The following is a 17,568-nucleotide window of genomic DNA, read 5'->3' as shown; positions in this document are numbered from 1 at the left end:
CCCGTCGACGCCAAGTAGGCCGCTCGATGAAGCCGACAAGGCCACCCCAGCACATCACTCCGCCGGGGCGGCCCCCACTCGCGCGGCCACCGCACCGAGGATCTCGCCCAGCCACCCCACCGCGGCCGGGTTCGGTCCGGGCCTGGTCACGAAGGAGACCCGACGCTGGCCCAGGTCCTGCTTGGCCGGACGGAGGACGACGTCGAAGTCGGTGTCCACTGCCACCTCGGTGGTCAGGGCGCAGCCGAGTCCTTCGGCCACGAGCCCGTGGATCATGTAGAGGTCATCGCTGCGCATGAGTTCGCGCAGTTCGTATCCCAGTCCCCGGGAGATGCGCCGAAGCACTCGCACCGAGGCCTCCGCTTCGTTGTGGCTGAGCACCCAGTCGATGTCGCTCATCGTTGCGAAGTCGAGGACCTCGTGGGCGGCGAGTTCCCCGTCGCGGGCGACCATCACCCGGTAGGGCTCGTCGAGCAGGGTCCGCAACCGCAGCTCCGGGCCCGCGAATTCGGGCAGTTCGGGGATGTCGTAGATGAGCCCGGCGTGGACCTCACCACTGTGGAGCATCCGCACCACCTCGCTGGGCTCAGCCTCGACGACCTCGACGCGCACGGACGTGCGCTGCTGGAGTTCGGCGATCGCAGCGGGCAGCAGCCGTGAGCCGATCGAAGAGAAGGAGCCGACGCGCAGGGTCACGACACCGGCATCACGCTGGGCCGTGACAAGCTGTTCGGCGCGGTCGATGCGGGCAAGGACGGGTTCGATCTCCTCGGCGAAGGACTCCCCGAGCGGTGTCAGCCTCGTCCCGTTGCGGGAACGGTCGACGAGCTTGATCCGCAGATGGGATTCGAGGGTGCGCAGATGATGGGTCACGGTCGGCACCCCGTGGTCGAGCACCTCGGCGGCCCGATTGAGGCTTCCCTCGTCTCGGATGGCCAGGAGAACCCGGAACTGCTGCAAATTCATCATGATATAGACACTATGACACTGTGGACGATTTCTTGCTATATCCTAGGCGGCCAATGATCCCTAGTGTGGGACACATGCTCGCTGACACACATCTGCACCCAGACTCCGCGACCCGCACCGCGACAACCCCCGCGCCCACGCAAGCGAACACGTCCACCGACCCCCGCCAGCGCACCGCACCCTATGCCGAAGCCCTGCGCTCCCTGGCTGCCGAGGACTGGCAGCGTCTGCACGTGCCCGCTCATCAGGGCAGCCGTGACCATGCTCCGGGCCTGGCCGAGGTCGTCGGAGAGGCCGGCATGAGCATCGACTTCCCCATGCTCTTCAGCGGCGTCGACCAGGACAACTGGCGCATGATCAACCACGATCGCGTTACGCCGATCATGGCCGCCCAGCAGCTCGCCGCAGAGGCCTGGGGTGCTTCGCGGACCTGGTTCATCACCAACGGAGCATCAGGCGGCAATCACATCGCCACGACCGTCGTGCGGGGCCTGGGCCGCGAGTTCGTCCTCCAGCGCAGCGTCCACTCCTCCGTCATCGACGGCGTCACCCATGCCGAACTGCGCCCGCATTTCGTCCACGGCCGCGTCGATCCCGGGCTCGGCTCCTCCCACGGCGTCACCCCGGCAGAGGTCGATTTCGCCCTGCACGAGCACCCGAACTCCGCCGCCGTCTACCTCGTCTCCCCCAGCTATTTCGGTGCTGTTGCCGACATCGCCGCCATCGCCGAGGTGGCCCACCGCCACGATGTTCCCCTCATCGTCGATGAGGCCTGGGGCTCCCACTTCGGCATGCACCCGAAGCTGCCCGTCAACGCAGTGCGCCTGGGCGCCGATCTCGTCATCTCCAGCACTCACAAGGGTGCGGGCTCCCTCGCTCAGTCGGCGATGGTCCATCTCGGTCACGGACCACAGGCCAAGCGCATCGAGACCCTCGTCGATCGGGTCGTGAAGTCCTATCAGTCGACCTCCTCGAGTGCGATCCTGCTGTCCTCCCTCGACGAGGCACGTCGCCATCTCGTCACCCACCCGGAGGCCATCGAGGCGGCCCTGGACACGGCCGAGGAGATCCGCACCCGGGTCAAAGACGACACCCGGTTCCGCGATGCGACTCCCGACATCCTCGGCGGTCATGATGCGATCGACAACGATCCGTTCAAGGTCGTCATCGACACCCGCGGTGCCGGGATCACCGGGTCCGAGGCCCAGTATCAGCTGATCCGGGACCATCGGATCTACTGTGAGCTCGCCACGCCCTCGGCACTGCTGCTGCTCATCGGGGCGACCTCACCGGTCGACGTGGATCGCTTCTGGTCGGCGATTCAGGAACTGCCGCGCTCGGAGGCCGAACCGGAGCGTCCCATCGTTCTGCCCGGCAGCTGTCAGAAGCGCCAGGACATCAGCGACGCCTACTTCGCCGAGTCCCAGACGGTTCCCTTCGCCGAGGCGGTCGGCCGAGTCTCCGCGGATTCCCTGGCCGCGTACCCACCCGGTGTGCCCAATGTCCTCCCTGGTGAGGTGCTCAGCGCCGAGGTCGTCGACTTCCTCCGAGCGACCGCGGCAGCGCCCTCGGGCTATGTCCGAGGGGCCCAAGATTCGCGGATGGACACATTCGCCGTCGTGGCCGACACTGTCGAGGCTGAGACAAGCTGAACTGAGCTGAGCTGAGCTGAGCCGACACCTTGGGCGGCAGTCCCACCAGCGAATACGCGTGTGGCACTGCGGTACCGTGGAGACCATGCCCGCCTCCGACGATTCGCCCACCGTGTCCCTGCCCGCGACCGAGCTGGAGCGCCTCTGCACCTCGGCGATTCTTGCCGCGGGAGGCTCCTCAAAGTTGGCGGCATCGCTGGCAGCTGCCACGGTGGCGGCCGATCGGCGCGGCAAGATCCAGGTCGGCACGGCGCACCTCTTCGACTACCTCGACGGACTCGAGGCCGGGCGGATCAACGGTGCCGCCGTTCCGCACTCGGTCAACAGGCTGCCGGCGGCCCACCTCGTCGACGCCGACGGCGGCATCACCCAGCTCGCCTTCGACGAGGTATTTGAGCGCTTCGCGCAGTCGGCGACGGATCTGGGCATCTCGATCCTCAATATCATGAACGCGTTTCCCGCCGGTGAGCTCGGCTACTACACGATGCGCCTGGCCCATCGTGGACTCATCGCTCTGGCCGGAGGAAACTCACCGGCGCTGATGTCACTCTTCGGCAGCCGCGACACGGTCACCGGGACGAACCCGCTGTCCTTCGCGCTCCCCCACCCGCAGGGGCCGCGCATGTTCGATCAGGCCAGCAGCGCGACGGCCTGGGTCAACATCCGTGATGCGGCCGACCGTGGCGAGTCGATCCCCGAGGGGTGGGCGCAGGCTCCGGATGGGACGGTGACGACGGACTCCGAGGCGGGCCTTGCCGGCGCGCTGCTCCCCTTCGGTGGGGTCAAGGGCAGCAACCTCGCCCTCATGATCGAACTTCTCGCGGCCCACGGGGGCGCGAACTTCTCGGTGGATGCACCACCTATCGATGAGGGAACGTCGACTCCCGGGACCGGTCTCTTCGTCGTCGCCATCAGCGCTGATGCCTTCGACCCGGAGTACACGCACCGGGTCGAAGAGCACCTGGCCAGGCTCGATCGCGACTTCGGCATCGACTTCGGACGCAAACGCGATGCCGAGACAATCGACCTGCCCCGGCACCTCCACACAGCACTGCTCGAACGCGCTCGGCGCTGAACCACCGGACAGGCGATTCAGCGCCGAGCTCACCTCACACCAGTTCAGCCGTTCAGTGCGGCCAGTGCGGCCTTGATCCGTTCAACCGCATCGGGGTCGGTGTCGGCCATCGGTCGCCGAGGTGAACCGACAGGTTCGCCCTGCAGCTCGAGTCCGGCCTTGACCGACTGGATGAAGGGTTCGGAGATCATCGCGTCGATGACCGGGTAGAGCAGGTTCCATTCGTCCCTGGCTCCGTGCAGGTCACCATCGGCGATCTTCTTCGACACGGACACGATCTCGGCCGGGACTACGTTCGCCGCGCCTGCGACCATGCCGGCCGCACCTTCGACGAGGCCGGAGTAGATGTAGCTGTCCCAGCCGATGAAGGTGCCGATGACATCACTGTGGTGGTGGATGAGTTTGAGGGCCTGTTCCCAGTCCGCGCTCGAGTCCTTGATGTAGCGGATATTGGCCACATCCTCGGCGAGGGAACGGACGGTGTCCGGGTCGAGGTTGATGCCTGTCGCTCCGGGAATGTTGTAGAGCATGACGTCGATATCGACAGCTGCAGCGACCGTCTTGATGTAGTCGACGGTCTCGGCCAGTGTCAGCGGCTCGTAGTACGGTGTCACGAGCATGAGCACATCGGCTCCCGAACGCTGCGCAGCGAGAGAATGGCGAATGGCCTCCCTGGTCGTCGTGGCCCCGGTCTGGGCGACGACGGGGACGCCACCGGCGGCACGATCGACGACGAAATCGACCATGCTCTGGCGCTCCTCGGCGCTCATGGTGGCGAACTCGGCGGTGGATCCGCCGACGACGAGGCCATCGACTCCGCCATCGATGGAACGGTCGACGACCCGTCCTAGAGCATCGAAGTCGATGTTCTCTTCTGCGTCGAAGGGGGTGGTCAGTGCGGTGAGGACACCGCGGAGGCTGTTGGTCATGGTTTCTCCTGTGAAATCAGTGGTGCTGGTTGAAAGTCTGTGTTGATGGAACTCAGCCGTGCTGCGGAGGTGCGTCCTCGTTCGGGTGCTGCACGGGATGGTGCCTGCGGGTCTGGCGGGCGGTGGCGAGGATGTTCGCCGCCTCCTGCGCTGCGGTGAATCCGGAGCTGATCGCCGTCTCCGTGTACAGCGTCCCCAGGTAGTCCCCTGCCAGGAATACACGACCGGAGAGTTGGTTGAATGTCGGTTGGAGCTTTCCGCGGCCCGGGAAGCAGTACGGTGCGCCGGTGCGCCAGCGTTGGACCTGGGCCTCTTCGATGATGCCGGCGAATCCGGGCAGCACCTGGTCGAGGTCCTTGATGTAGGTGTCGAGGATGTCCTCGTCGTCGAGGTCGAGCAGCTTCCGAGCCAGGCTCGCCGGGGAGAAGGTCATGATGCTGCCGCCGGGTTGGCGTTCGGCCTCCGCACCGCGGACGATGTTGCCCTGGTTCATCACGACGTTGAACGAGCGCTTCGGCGTCGCAATGCCATAGGCGTTGTCCCACGGCTGACGTTCGGTCTCGTTCGTCAGGAAGGCGGCGGAGACGTAGGGACCGTAGACGATCTGGGACAGGGCCTCGCGCTTATCGGCCGGCAGATCGACTGCGATCTTGTGCGCCACAGTGGCCGGTGTCGCGAGGACGACTGTCCGCGCTTCGATCTCGTGGTCGACGTCATCCTGACGGTAGCGGACGACGACGTGATCCTTCTTGTGCACGATCTCGTAGACCTTGGCGTCGAGCTGAATGCTCTCCTGCAACGGTGCGGCGATCGATTCGACGAGGTTGGAGGGCCCACCGCCGATGCTCCGATTGAGTCCCTGACCGATGTTCCACACGAGGCTGAAGTAGCCGATGCCGGCACCGGCGGAGAGTTCGTCGGGATCGGCCGCCGAGCGGGTGATCGTCGGGCGGAACATCGCCTCGGCGTCCTCAGAGAGCTCCCCGATGTAGTCGGCGAAGGAGCGGTCGTTTTCGAAGTCGTAGATCCGCTGCTGGCGCATCTCCGCGCTTTCGTTGGGTCGCAGTCGCACGGCCTTGGCATAGCGGAGCACATCGGCGCTGACCTTGGCTCCAGCCTTGATCATAGACGTCCGATCCTTCATCGCCAACGGAATCCGGAACGGGTAGGACTGGACGGGGCCGCCCATAAGCAGCTTTCCGTTCATCGAGATCGCCGACAGCGAGCCGGGGATCTCCGTGGACCGGGTCTGGGTCTCGGTGATGAGGTCGTTCGTCGCGGTCTTTCCGCCGGCGAACATGTGGCCGCCCCAGTTGAGGAAGTAGCGCCCTCGGTTCTCCGACCGGATTCGTCCGCCGACGCGCGAGGTCGACTCGAGCAGGGCAATATCCCAATTGCGCAGTCGCCACGCTGCAGACAGTCCGGCCAGTCCTCCACCGACGATCACGGCATCTTTCATGGGGTGATACCCCCTCTCTCCTACGAGTGCCGACGCGTCTTCGCGCAGGCTTCTGCAAGAAGCGTAAGATGTGATCACATTTGATTGCAAGCGATTCGGCCACTTTTCTTCTGGCTATTTTTCAGCCCCAGAACGGCGGTGGCTCGACCGGGCGGAATCAGCTCCGTGGCCGAGGTCCGGCTACTCCTCGAGCGCGCTGCGAATCCGAAGGATCGCTTCGTTCAGCGACTCCTCGGTGACCCGACCGGCGGCTTCCGGATCGCCGTCATCGATGGCTCTCATCAGCTGCCGTTGGTGCTTGAGCAGCGGCGAGACATCGTCGGAGGCGAGCACTCGGCGAGCGCCGACGAACTTGTACGCCCGGCAGCGCAGCCACAGCACGCGAATCGTCTCGACGAGCACGGGATTGCCCGCCGCACCGTAGATGATCGCGAGGAGCTCTTCGTCGTGATCAAGGTAGTCCGCGGCGTCACCGGCGGCCAGCGCAGCTTCCATGGCCGCGAACTCATCTTCGAGTCGCGCACGCGAGTCCGCGTCGAGTGTCGTCACTCCCTGGACTGTGGCTTCGACCTCGAGCATGAGGCGCACGGAGTAGATCTGGAGCAGCTCCTCGGCGGTGAAGACCTTTACTGCGGCTCCCCTGTGGGGGCTGGTCTCGACCAGCCCGACCTCTTCGAGGCGGGCGATCGCCTCCCGCACGGGCATTACGCTCGTCCCCAGCGAGGACGCAAGCTGCCGAATCCGCAGCCGCTGGCCGCTCCGGTACTCGCCGTTGAGGATACTCGCCTGCATGGCCTCGAACACCTGGTCTACGATGCGCATGCCGGTCTCGGTCTGGCTCTCACTCATGCTCGTCAGTCTATCGTCGCCGAGGTGGTGCCCAGCGATGCACTCGACCTCGCCGAGGCGGTCGGCTCGCGGACCTCGTCACCGGCATCATGGCACGACCACGACCACGACCGGAGCCGGGGTGTGCCGGATGATCCTCGCAGCGTTCGATCCCAGGAACACCTTGGATCGCCGACCCTCGGACGAAGACCCGATCACGAGGACCTCACCGGACATCCAGTCGATCGCACCCAGCGCGGCCTTCCAGTCCTTGCCGATGCCCACAGCCTCCTCGACCGGTATGTCCTCATCAACCTTGTCGACCGCCCGGGCCTGTATTGCTTTGAGGTGTGCCGCGTATTCTCTTCGGCGAGAGTCCTCCTCGAGCGAGGACGGCTCGACGGTGCGTCCGCCGACGCCGAAGGTCGCGACCCTCAACGCCGCGTCGACGGACTGGGAGATCTCCGCCGTCTTCGCCAGCACTCGATCGGACCCGCTGTCGCCTCGGAACGAGCAGGTCACGCGCGCGATCTGCGCGCCCGGTTCGGTGACGAGTCCCTTCGGGGCGAGCGCCACCGGCACGGGCGACGAATGGAGCAGACGGTCCGAGGTTCCACTCACGCGGATCCGACCACGCGTCCCCTCGGTGCCGGACCCGACGACGAGCATCGACGCATTCTTAGCGACTACCTCGGCGATGAGGCCTTTGGCCCGGGATCGGTGCGGCACGGCCACGGATTCGGTCTCAATATCGGGGCAGATCTCGGCGGCGGCGCGCTGCGCCTCGGCAACGGCCTTGCGTCCGCGTTCGCGCGACCAGGCAGCGAACTGGAGGTCGCTGCCGCTGGGAATCATCGACCTCCCCTGCTCAGGGACGATGCTGACGATGCGCACATCCTCACCACTCGACCGAGCGAACAGCCCGGCGAGATGAAGTGCGGAGCGATCCTTCTTTCCATATGGGAATGCGGCAATGATCGTCATCTCTGACCTTCCTGTTCATCTCTGTGTTCTGATCCGTTGACGGGCGAAAGTTCCTCCGCATCGCGCAGCTCTTCCCAGAAGTCTGCGTGCTTGATCCCCAGCCTCCTGGGGTCGAAGACCGGATTGAGTCCGAGCTTGCGCTGCTGATCGAAGTCCTTAAGTGCTTTCAGCGCGATTCGGGAGAGGAAGATGAGGGCGAGGAAGTTGATGACGCCCAGGGTCGCATATCCCATGTCGCCCACGGCCCACACGGCTCCGGCGTCGACAACACAGCTGACGAAGCAGACGACGAGAATCGAGATCTCGAGCAGACGGAGATAGATCTTATTGCCCTCGCCGACGATGAACGAGAGGTTCGTGTCAGCGATGAAGTAGAAGGCGACGATCGTTGTGATCGCGAACAACACGACCGATATGGCCACGAAGGGGGAGCCGAAGCCCACTGCCACGGTGTCGACGGCGGCTTGGGTGAAGTTCGTCCCGGCCTCGACACCGGGCAGGTTGACCATGATCTCCTTCCCGTCCTCTGTGATGACGTTGTACTGGCCGGTCACGACCATCATCAGCCCGGTGAGCATGCACACCGTGAGCGTGTCGATGTAGATCGAGAAGGTCTGCACGAGACCCTGCTTGGCGGGGTGGCTGACCTCGGCGGCGCCAGCCGCGTAGGTGCCTTCGCCGACGCCGGCGACGTTGGAGAACAAGGCACGGCGCACGCCCCAGGAGATGGCTGCGCCGACGATTCCACCGAACATCTGGTCCGCGCCGAACGCTGAGGAGAAGATGAGCCCGATGGCCCCGGGCAGGGCCGTGATGTTCACGCACAGGACGATGATGGCCGCGCCGATGTAGCCGACCGCCATGATCGGGACGACGATGTTGACGACCTTGATGATGCGTTCGCGGCCGCCCCAGATGATGGCTCCCAACAGCACGGTCACGACGATGCCGGAGACCCAGCCGGGGATGCCGAAGGCGTATTCGGCGCTGACGGCGATGCTGTTGGCCTGGATGCCGGGGGCGAGGAAGGTGTAGAGGATGAGTGCGATGACCGCGGCGATCATGCCCAGCCAGCGCTTCTGGAACACCTTGTGGAGATAGTAGGGGACGCCGCCCTTGAGCTCGTTGCCGACACGCTCCTTGTAGATCTGGGCGAGTGTGGACTCGATGAAGGCAGTGGCTCCGCCGCAGAACGCCATAGCGCCCATCCAGAACAGGGCACCCGGTCCGCCCCAGCCGATCGCCGTGGCGACGCCGGCGATGTTGCCGACGCCGACTCGGTTGCCGATCGTCAGCGCCAGCGCCTGGAAGGGAGTGAGGCCACCAGGTGCGACACTGCCGTCGCCCTTGAGCTCCCGCAGCATCTGCGGGAAGAGTCTGATCTGCAGCACCTTGGTCCGCACGGTGAAGTACAGACCCATGATGATGGCCAGCACGATGGTCGGCAGCCACATGGCGTTGGCGATTTCCTGCAGCTGAGTTGTGATGTCCATGAGCACTTCCTCGTGGTCGTGGTCAGTCCCCGCAAGCGTCGCGGCGAGGGATCTCGGGCAGTTCCTTCGAGCAATTCCATTGCATGCTACATGAATTTCGGGATAATGTGATCACATCCGTCACGGCTTGTGATCGGATGATCGTCTGCCGTCCCAAGGAAGCGAAGGCCCCATGACCACCAATCCGACCACCGAAGTCGTCCGCGGCGATTCGTCGACCTCTCTGGTTGCCGAGGGTGAGTTTCCACCACTGACTCACTTCATCGACGGCGCATTCGCCGACAGCACAACCAGCTCGGCCCCAGCCGCAGGATCCGCGTCGACGACCCTGATCAATCCTGCCGACGGCACCACCATCGCCGAGGTGGTCGAGGGAACCGTCGCCGACGTCGATTCCGCTGTGGTCGCGGCCAGGCGCGCCCTGACCGCCTGGCGCGAGTCGACACCGAAGGACCGCGCCGACATCCTCTACAAGATCGCCGATCGCATCGAAGACAACGCGGATGTCCTCATCCGGCTCGAGTCGCTCAACGCGGGCAAGCCGACCGTCGTGTCCGAGGACGACATCTCCATGGCCGCCGACACCTTCCGCTTCTCCGCCGGAGCCGGCCGTGCCTTCACCGAGATGGGCTCGGGCGACTACGTCGAGGACCACACCTCGATCGTTCTGCGTGAACCGGTCGGTGTCGTCGGCGTCGTCGTGCCCTGGAACTACCCGCTGCTCATGGCTGCATGGAAGATCGGCCCGATCCTCGCGACCGGGAACACCCTCGTGCTCAAACCCTCGGAGCAGACTCCGCTGACGACGCTCAAGCTCGTTGAGCTCATCGCCGATCTCCTCCCTGCCGGCGTGCTCAACATCGTCACCGGTCTGGGCCCCGAGGTCGGGGCGAGGCTGTCGAGCCACCCCGACATCGATCTCGTGGCGCTGACCGGCAGCGTGGGCAGCGGCAAGGCAGTGGCCACCAGCGCCGGCGACACGCTCAAGCGCGTTCACCTCGAGCTGGGCGGCAAGGCCCCGGTCATCATCTTCGACGATGCCGACCTGCAGGCGGCCGCCGAGGGAATCCGCAACGCCGGGTACTGGAACGCCGGGCAGGAGTGCGGGGCCGGCACCCGGGTGCTCGTCCATTCGTCTGTGGCCGAGGAGTTCACGAAGCTCCTGGCCGAACAGGTGAGTACGTATGTCGTCGGCGATCCTCGTGGTGGAGACCAGGTGGAGCTGGGACCGATGATCTCGCAGGCCCACTTCGAGCGCGTCACGAGTTTCCTCGAGCGCGCGATCGCCGAAGGCGCAACCCCAGTCGTCGGTGGGAGGGCGCTCGAGGGGCCCGGCTTCTTCGTCGCCCCGACGGTGCTCGCCGATGTCGCCCCCGGGTCTGAGGCCTCACAGCACGAGATCTTCGGTCCGGTCGTGACGATTGAGACCTTCGAGACGGAAGACGAAGCACTCGAACGCGCCAACGAAGTGCCCTATGGTCTGGCTGCATCGGTGTGGACGAAGGACTCGGCGCGCAGCCTCGACATTCCGCGCCAGCTCGACTTCGGCACAGTGTGGGTGAATTCGCACCTCGTGCTCGCCGCCGAGGTTCCCTGGGGCGGGTTCAAGGGCTCGGGCTATGGTCGCGACCTCTCGATCTACGCCCTCAACGACTTCTCCCGCACCAAGCACGTCCAGATCAACCACGCCCGCTGAGCCTGCGCTACACGGCGCCCGAGGGAGCAGGCCAGCGGCGCCGTGTAGTCGCCCGGTCGCCGAGAGTCGAGGCTGGCTTCGAGAGCGCACTCCCTACAGTCTCCCCTCGAAGCTAGAGTCGCCCCGCGATGAAATGAAGCGACATCGCACAGCGACCCGAAACCTCACAAATGGGGCCCAACACTCCTCAGCCGCCCGCCCCTCAAAAGAGGCAACTCCCTCACCGCAGGACGACAGTCCTCTTTCCGGAGAGGAACACGCGGCCGTCGCAGTGCCACTTCACGGCATTGGACAGAGCCTTGCACTCGGCATCACGGCCCGCGGCCACGAGGTCCTTGGGACCGAAGGAGTGGTCGACCTCGACGAGCTGCTGGGCGATGATCGGTCCCTCGTCGAGTTCGCTGTCGACGAAATGTGCGGTAGCACCGACGGTCTTGACTCCACGCTCCCATGCCTGATGGTAGGGCTTGGCGCCCTTGAACGAGGGCAGGAATGAGTGGTGGATGTTGATGGCCTTGCCCGTCAGCTCCCGTGCCAGGTCATCAGAGAGGACCTGCATGTAGCGGGCGAGGACGACGAGGTCGACTTCGAAGCGGTCGACGAGCTCGAGCAGCTTCGCCTCTGCCTCCGGCTTCGTCTCCTTGGTCACCGGGATGCGGAAGAACGGGATGTGGTGCCATTCGACGAGCTCGCGGTGGTCAGGGTGGTTGGACACAACAGCCGCGATCTCGATGGGCAGCTCACCGATCTGGGCGCGGAAGAGCAGATCGTTGAGGCAGTGCTCGAACTTCGAGACCATGATGAGGACCCGACGCTTCTCCCCCTGCGGCCACAGCTTCCACGACGCCTCGAACTCGGAGCCGATGCCTTCGAAGTCCGTGCGCAGTGCATCGATCGAGCCTTGCGACTCGTCCTGGAGACTGAAGTCGATCCTGAGGAACAGGCGCTCGGCGAATTGGTCGTCGAACTGCTTGAGCTCCTTGATGTCGCCCCCATGAGTGAGGAGGGCTCCGGTGACGGCATGGAGAATTCCCGGCCGTTCGTCACATTCCAAGGTGAAGACGTAATCCTGCATATCCACTGCTTCCTTGCTCGATGGGGTGTACCTAATCATTGGCTGTAGCGGCGCTGACGGTCAACTTCACCCTCGCCTCGTCAACATTCGATGACGTTGACGGCGAGCCCGCCGCGCGAGGTCTCTTTATACTTCGACTTCATGTCGGCCCCGGTTTGGCGCATCGTCTCGATCGCCTGGTCGAGGCTGACCCGGTGGCTGCCGTCGCCGTGCATCGACAGCCTGGCCGCGTTGATCGCCTTCACCGAGGCGATGGCATTGCGTTCGATACACGGAACCTGCACGAGCCCTCCCACCGGGTCACAAGTCAGACCCAGGTTGTGTTCGAGACCGATCTCGGCCGCGTTCTCCACCTGTTCGGGACTCCCGCCGAGGATGGCGCACAGTCCGGCGGCGGCCATCGCACAGGCGGAGCCGACTTCGCCCTGACAGCCGACCTCGGCCCCGGAGATCGAGGCATTGCGTTTGAACAGAATGCCGATCGCACCTGCGGTGAGCAGGAACTTCACGATTGCATCGTCGTCCGCTCCTTCCACGAACTTCACCATATAGTGCAGGACTGCCGGAATGATCCCCGCAGCACCATTCGTCGGAGCCGTGACGATGCGACCTCCGGAGGCGTTCTCCTCATTGACTGCAAGGGCGAACAGGTTGACCCACTCGAGGGCATCGAGCGAACCGGTTGCCCGATACTCTGCCGCTTCGAGAGTGGCACGCAGCTCGGGGGCACGCCTGCGGACCTTCAGACCGCCGGGCAGCTGCGTCTGAGTTCGGGAGCAGCCATTGTCGACGCATTCCTGCATCACCGCCCAGATCTCGAGCAGCTGCCTGCGCAGTTCGACATCGGACTGCCGAACCGCCTCGTTGGCGGCCATGAGTTCGGCGATGCTCAGCCTATTCTCGCGGCAGAGGTCAAGGAGCTCATCTGCGCTGTCGAAATGGAAGCGGTCGTGTGAGACGTCGGCCTTCTCTCCCATCTCGTCCTCGGTGACGACGAACCCGCCCCCGACCGAGTAGTACTCGCGTTCGATGACCGCCCCGTCCACCTCGGCGCTCAGCCGCATCCCGTTCGGATGTCCGGGCAGGGATTGCCGCACATGGAGTGTGAGGTCGGTGTCCGGATCGAAATCGATGGACCGCAGGCCGCCGAGGTTGAGCTTACGGTCCGTGCGCACCTTCGCAACCAGCGGCGCCAGTTCGTCGGGGTCCAGACTCTCCGGTGCGTGTCCGCTGAGGCCGGCGAGGACCGCGGAGTCCGAACCGTGTCCGATTCCGGTGGCGCCCAGGGACCCGTACAGACCGACCTTGACCCGGGCCACCTTCTCAAGGAGATCATCGGCATCGAGTTCGGCGACGAACCTCAGCGCCGCCCGCATCGGCCCGACCGTGTGGGAGGAGGACGGGCCGATGCCGATGGAGAAGAGGTCGAGCACGCCCAGCGCCATCAGCCGCTGCTCTCGGTGATGAACTCGGCCATTCCGTCGAGCAGCCAGCGGACCGTGAAGTCCGCGAAGCTGGCGCGCGGGAACACCCGGTACTCGAGATCCGCGGAGTGCTGGAGGATGACCGGCACGGGACCCAGCTGCGTCACGATCGCCGAGCCGACGCCGAAGGCCCGCGGGTGCAGGTCGGCGCGGCAACTCTTCTCGAGGACCTCACGGGCCTTCGAACCGGTGAGTTCGAGGATCGTGCGGTTCGCCGAGAGATCGACGGCCTGTCCCGGCAGTCCCTCCAGGGCCGCCTCGGCGACGAGGGAGTCTCCCGGCTGCTGGGCGCGTGAGACGTCGACGGCGAGGAATTCGTCCGGCCCCAGCCAAAGGGCGTGCAATCCGGCAGCATCTCCGGTGACTTCACCGACGGCACGGGGCAGGTCGATGCCCAGAGCGTCTTCGAGTGCCTGCCCGGAGGCGGAGGCAGGTCGGCAGCGGAGACCGAGCTGCACGGCGAAGCGATGTTCGCGCAGTCCGACCGCACGGCCGCCGGCCTCGCTGGCGGCAGCCATCTCATCGGCTAAGTGAGCAGCGGGTGAGATGCGCAGTTCGTCGAGTTCTTCAACGGTGGTCTGTTTCGGCATTGTCTGTGTGGTTTCAGCCATCACGACGGTTCCCTTCTGGATCATAGAAGACAGGCGAGGTGATCTCGACGTCGACGAGGGTGTCGCCGAGCGGAGACTGGATGATCCCACCGATCCGATTGCGGCCGTTCTCGATCATCGCGAGTCCGAACGGACGCTCGAGGCTCGAGGACATGTACGAGGAGGTGACGTGGCCGATCATCGGGACCGGTCCGGCCTCTGGGGTCACCGGGGTACCCGAGGTGATGAGCTGCGCTCCCTCGGCCAGGCGCGTGGTGCCGTTTACGGGCAGGACTCCGACGAGGTGCTTCCTGTCCTCACGGACCGTGTCCTCGCGGGTGTAGGAGCGTTTGCCGATGAAGTCCTTGAGCTTCGACACGATCCAGTCCATGCCCGCGTCGGCCGGGGTAACGGTTCCGTCGGTGTCCTGACCGACGATGATGAAGCCCTTCTCCGCGCGGAGAACGTGCATCGTCTCGGTGCCGTAGGGGGTGATGTCGAACTCGGCCCCCGCCTCGGCGACGACCTCCCACACGGTCAGTCCGTAGAAGGTCTCAACATTGATCTCAAAGGCGAGCTCTCCGGAGAAGGAGATGCGGGCGATGCGGGCGGGAATCCCGTTGGCCAAGGTCGTCTCACGGAAGCCCATGAACTCGAACGCCTCATTGGAGACGTCGAGGTGCGGGGCGACTTTCTCAATCACGTCGCGGGACTTCGGCCCGGCCACTGCCACCGTCGACCATTCTTCGGTCACCGAGGTGAAGACGACGTCGAGGTGGGGCCATTCGGTCTGGTGCCATTCCTCGAGCCATTCGAGCACTTTGGCCGCACCGCCGGTGGTCGTGGTCATGTAGTAGCGGTCCTCGGCCACACGCAGGGTCACGCCGTCATCGAAGATCATGCCGTCGGGGGTGCACATGAGACCGTAGCGGCCCTTGCCGGGCTTGAGCTTCTTGAAGCCGTTGGTGTAGATGCGGCCCAGGAACTCTCCTGCATCGGTGCCGCGGATCTCGATCTTGCCCAGTGTCGAGGCGTCCTGGAAGCCGACCGATTCACGCACGGCGCGGCATTCGCGCAGCACCGCCGCGTCCATGTCTTCACCGTCGTGTGGGTAGTACCAGGGGCGTTTCCACTGACCGACATCTTCGAACTCAGCGTTGTGAGCCACATGCCAGGGGTGGATCGAGGTGATGCGGGCGGGGTCGAAGAGCACGCCTTTGCGGCGTCCGGCCAAGGCGGCGAAGGGCACGGGAGCGAAAGGTGCGCGGAATGTCGTGTGCCCGACCGTGCTGAGATTGTTCTCCCCCAGCACCTTCGCGATCGCGCCGATGGCATTGACCGCACTGGTTTTGCCCTGGTCGTTGGCCGTCGAGATCGAGGTGTAGCGCTTGATGTGTTCGACAGAGCGCATGCCCGCGTTCATCGCCCGCCTGACATCGGCGACCGTCTGGTCGCGCTGGAAGTCGATGAAGTGCGTCGAGTACGAGTCCTCGTTATCTGTCGGAGTCGTCACCAGCCACAGCGGACGCGCCGGAGCGAAGGACATCGCCGTCGCCTGCGGGACAGTCACCTGCGCGGGGAAGCCCGAACGGTTGGCCGCGGAGTTTCCTGCTTCCGCGCCCTGCCTGAGTGCCGCCGCAAGGGAGTAGTCGCCGGTGATCGCACCGACGGTGAACTGGTTGCGGACCGGTGTCTTCGGGACGAAGGCGGCGATGTCCTCGCGCCATTCGATGGCGCCCTTGCGCTGCCCGTGCAGATGGATGACCGGTGAGTGGCCTCCTGCGACGGCGAGCACGTCGGCGTCGATGACCTCGCCCGTCTCTGCTGCCACGCCGTCCTCGTCGAGGGCGGCGACCGTGATCGCGCTGACCCGTCCCGCCGGGCCGTCGCCGGCCGTGTCGGTGACCGCGGACCCGAGGACGACGCGGACTCCCGTGCGCTGCCGGACTTCATTCGCCACCGCCGAGGCGGTCGTACGGGAATCGATGACGACAGGGACGTCGATGCCTGCCGCATGCAGATCGGAGACGAGTTCGTAGGCCGAGTCATTCGTCGTGGCGACCGCGATGGACTGACCGGTGGCGACGCCGAACTGGTTGAGGTAGGTGCGCACCGCAGAGGCGAGAATGATGCCCGGGCGGTCGTTGTTCGCAAACACGATGGGACGCTCATGGGCGCCGGTGGCGAGGACGACCTGTCTGGCTCGGATGTGCCACACCCGCTGGCGGGTCCCGGAACGGTTCGAACCGGTGTGGTTGCCATCCTCGTCGTGGCCGCGACCATCGTTGTCGACGAGGGTCGTGGTGCGGTCCTCGAGGGCGACGAAGTAGTTGGAGTCGTAGCTGCCGAAGACCGTGGTGTTGGGAACGAAGGTGAGTTCCTCCACCTCGGCGAGGCCGTTGACGGTGGTGCGGATCCAGTCCGCAGCGCTGGATCCGTCGATCGTCTCTGTGCTGTGAGCGGGCAGGGACCGCAGGGATCCGCCGGCGAGGCTGCGGTCGTCGAGCAGCAGCGTCCGGGCACCGGACTTGCCGGCCTCTCGTGCGGCGGCCAGCCCGGCGGGGCCCGCGCCGACGATGAGGACATCGGTGTGGACGTGCTTGTGTTCGTAGACGAGTTCGTCCTGCGCCGGGTCGAGGATGCCGAGTCCATCGAGGTAGTCGGCTTCGAGACCCTCGGTGATGGGCACGCGTGTTGCGGGCAGCATGGATTCGCAGACGTCGCCGGACAGGCGAGGCTTGATCCGCACGAGCGCGTTGGACTCTTCGATTCCCGCGCTGAGGATGCCACGCGGGCGTCCCAGGTAAGTCGAGTTGCCGCAGTCGATGCGACCGGCCGCGATGAGCGCGCTGGCAATCGTGTCTCCGGCGAACCCGGAGTAGGTCTGTCCGTCGACGGTGAAACTGATGGGGCGATTGCCGTCGATACCGGTGGCGCCACTCAGGCGTTCCTGGCTGCGAGCTTCGTAGGCCGAGTGGTTGTCGCCGCTTGGGCGATCATCGCCGATGTGTGTGGAGCTCATTGTCCGCCCTCGCCTTCGAGTGTGTTGGGGCGCGGATCGCCCATCGGGTAAACGGATGTGAAGTCATAGGTCACGGTGTCGCGGATGGCGTTGAACCATTTACGGCAGCCGAGGCTGTGGCTCCACCGTTCTGCGTAGAGACCGCGGTCGTTGTCGCGGTAGAAGAGGTAGTGGGCCCATTCCTTGTCGGACAGGGTGTGCGGATCCTCGGGGTAGGGCACATGAGCCTGTCCGCCGTAGGCAAATTCGGTTTCGTCGCGCGGCCCGCAGTTCGGGCAGTCGATGAGAAGCATGGTCGTCCTTCCTTGTCGA

At 65.2% G+C, this 17,568-nt stretch carries 14 protein-coding genes; 3 read left to right on the top strand and 11 right to left on the bottom strand.

The window, feature by feature from the left end; all coding sequences use genetic code 11:
- Nucleotides 1–54 precede the first annotated feature (54 nt).
- Nucleotides 55–969 (bottom strand): LysR family transcriptional regulator, encoded by a 915-nt coding sequence (locus LQ788_RS00690; RefSeq protein ID WP_231444276.1) that lies wholly within the window; start codon nt 967–969, stop codon nt 55–57.
- Nucleotides 970–1,043: 74 nt separating this feature from the next.
- Here LQ788_RS00690 and LQ788_RS00685 point away from each other — a divergent pair, with 74 nt between their 5' ends.
- Together LQ788_RS00685 and LQ788_RS00680 are read left to right on the top strand one after the other, a co-directional pair.
- Nucleotides 1,044–2,621 carry an aminotransferase class I/II-fold pyridoxal phosphate-dependent enzyme gene (locus LQ788_RS00685; protein ID WP_231444273.1) on the top strand — a complete coding sequence of 526 codons (1,578 nt, stop codon included), beginning with the start codon at nt 1,044–1,046 and terminating at the stop codon, nt 2,619–2,621.
- Between the two features lie 85 nt (nt 2,622–2,706).
- The gene (locus tag LQ788_RS00680; protein WP_231444271.1) at nt 2,707–3,696 is read left to right on the top strand and encodes an Ldh family oxidoreductase; all 990 of its coding nucleotides are present in this window, start codon (nt 2,707–2,709) and stop codon (nt 3,694–3,696) included.
- Between the two features lie 44 nt (nt 3,697–3,740).
- On the opposite strand, the gene LQ788_RS00675 is transcribed toward LQ788_RS00680, so the two are convergent.
- The 5 genes from LQ788_RS00675 to LQ788_RS00655 form a co-directional block, all read right to left on the bottom strand.
- A complete protein-coding gene (locus LQ788_RS00675) occupies nt 3,741–4,625 on the bottom strand; it encodes a dihydrodipicolinate synthase family protein (protein WP_231444269.1) in 885 nt (294 codons plus the stop codon).
- A gap of 52 nt (nt 4,626–4,677) precedes the next feature.
- Nucleotides 4,678–6,084 (bottom strand): flavin monoamine oxidase family protein, encoded by a 1,407-nt coding sequence (locus LQ788_RS00670; RefSeq protein WP_231444267.1) that lies wholly within the window; start codon nt 6,082–6,084, stop codon nt 4,678–4,680.
- A 180-nt stretch (nt 6,085–6,264) separates the two neighbouring features.
- A complete protein-coding gene (locus tag LQ788_RS00665; RefSeq protein WP_231444265.1) occupies nt 6,265–6,933 on the bottom strand; it encodes a GntR family transcriptional regulator in 669 nt (222 codons plus the stop codon).
- A gap of 87 nt (nt 6,934–7,020) precedes the next feature.
- Entirely contained in the window at nt 7,021–7,896 is an 876-nt protein-coding gene (locus LQ788_RS00660; protein WP_231444263.1) for a universal stress protein, read from the bottom strand.
- On the bottom strand, nt 7,893–9,389 hold the full coding sequence (locus LQ788_RS00655; protein WP_231444261.1) for an alanine/glycine:cation symporter family protein: 1,497 nt from the start codon (nt 9,387–9,389) through the stop codon (nt 7,893–7,895). Before LQ788_RS00655 ends, LQ788_RS00660 begins: the two co-directional genes overlap by 4 nt.
- Nucleotides 9,390–9,561: 172 nt before the next feature.
- On the opposite strand from LQ788_RS00655, the gene LQ788_RS00650 reads away from it, so the two are divergent.
- Nucleotides 9,562–11,085 (top strand): aldehyde dehydrogenase family protein, encoded by a 1,524-nt coding sequence (locus LQ788_RS00650; protein WP_231444259.1) that lies wholly within the window; start codon nt 9,562–9,564, stop codon nt 11,083–11,085.
- A 220-nt stretch (nt 11,086–11,305) separates the two neighbouring features.
- Here the strand turns inward: LQ788_RS00650 and purU are convergent, their stop codons facing one another.
- The 5 genes from purU to LQ788_RS00625 form a co-directional block, all read right to left on the bottom strand.
- Nucleotides 11,306–12,160, bottom strand: a complete 855-nt coding sequence (gene purU / locus LQ788_RS00645; RefSeq protein ID WP_231447510.1) for a formyltetrahydrofolate deformylase — start codon at nt 12,158–12,160, stop codon at nt 11,306–11,308.
- A gap of 80 nt (nt 12,161–12,240) precedes the next feature.
- The gene (locus LQ788_RS00640) at nt 12,241–13,605 is read right to left on the bottom strand and encodes an L-serine ammonia-lyase (RefSeq protein ID WP_231444257.1); all 1,365 of its coding nucleotides are present in this window, start codon (nt 13,603–13,605) and stop codon (nt 12,241–12,243) included.
- Nucleotides 13,605–14,255, bottom strand: a complete 651-nt coding sequence (locus LQ788_RS00635) for a sarcosine oxidase subunit gamma (protein WP_231444255.1) — start codon at nt 14,253–14,255, stop codon at nt 13,605–13,607. The genes LQ788_RS00640 and LQ788_RS00635 overlap by 1 nt, the downstream gene beginning before the upstream one ends.
- Nucleotides 14,248–17,256: a 2Fe-2S iron-sulfur cluster-binding protein gene (locus LQ788_RS00630; RefSeq protein ID WP_231444253.1), complete on the bottom strand. Its 3,009-nt coding sequence runs from the start codon at nt 17,254–17,256 to the stop codon at nt 14,248–14,250. The genes LQ788_RS00635 and LQ788_RS00630 overlap by 8 nt, the downstream gene beginning before the upstream one ends.
- The gene (locus LQ788_RS00625) at nt 17,253–17,549 is read right to left on the bottom strand and encodes a sarcosine oxidase subunit delta (RefSeq protein WP_231444251.1); all 297 of its coding nucleotides are present in this window, start codon (nt 17,547–17,549) and stop codon (nt 17,253–17,255) included. The genes LQ788_RS00630 and LQ788_RS00625 overlap by 4 nt, the downstream gene beginning before the upstream one ends.
- Nucleotides 17,550–17,568: the final 19 nt, after the last annotated feature.

Origin of the sequence: Brevibacterium zhoupengii (genome assembly GCF_021117425.1) — a bacterium.
Taxonomy (GTDB): domain Bacteria; phylum Actinomycetota; class Actinomycetes; order Actinomycetales; family Brevibacteriaceae; genus Brevibacterium; species Brevibacterium zhoupengii.
The sequence above is the reverse complement of the archived record's forward strand: the minus strand, read 5'-3'. Positions and strand labels throughout refer to the sequence as shown.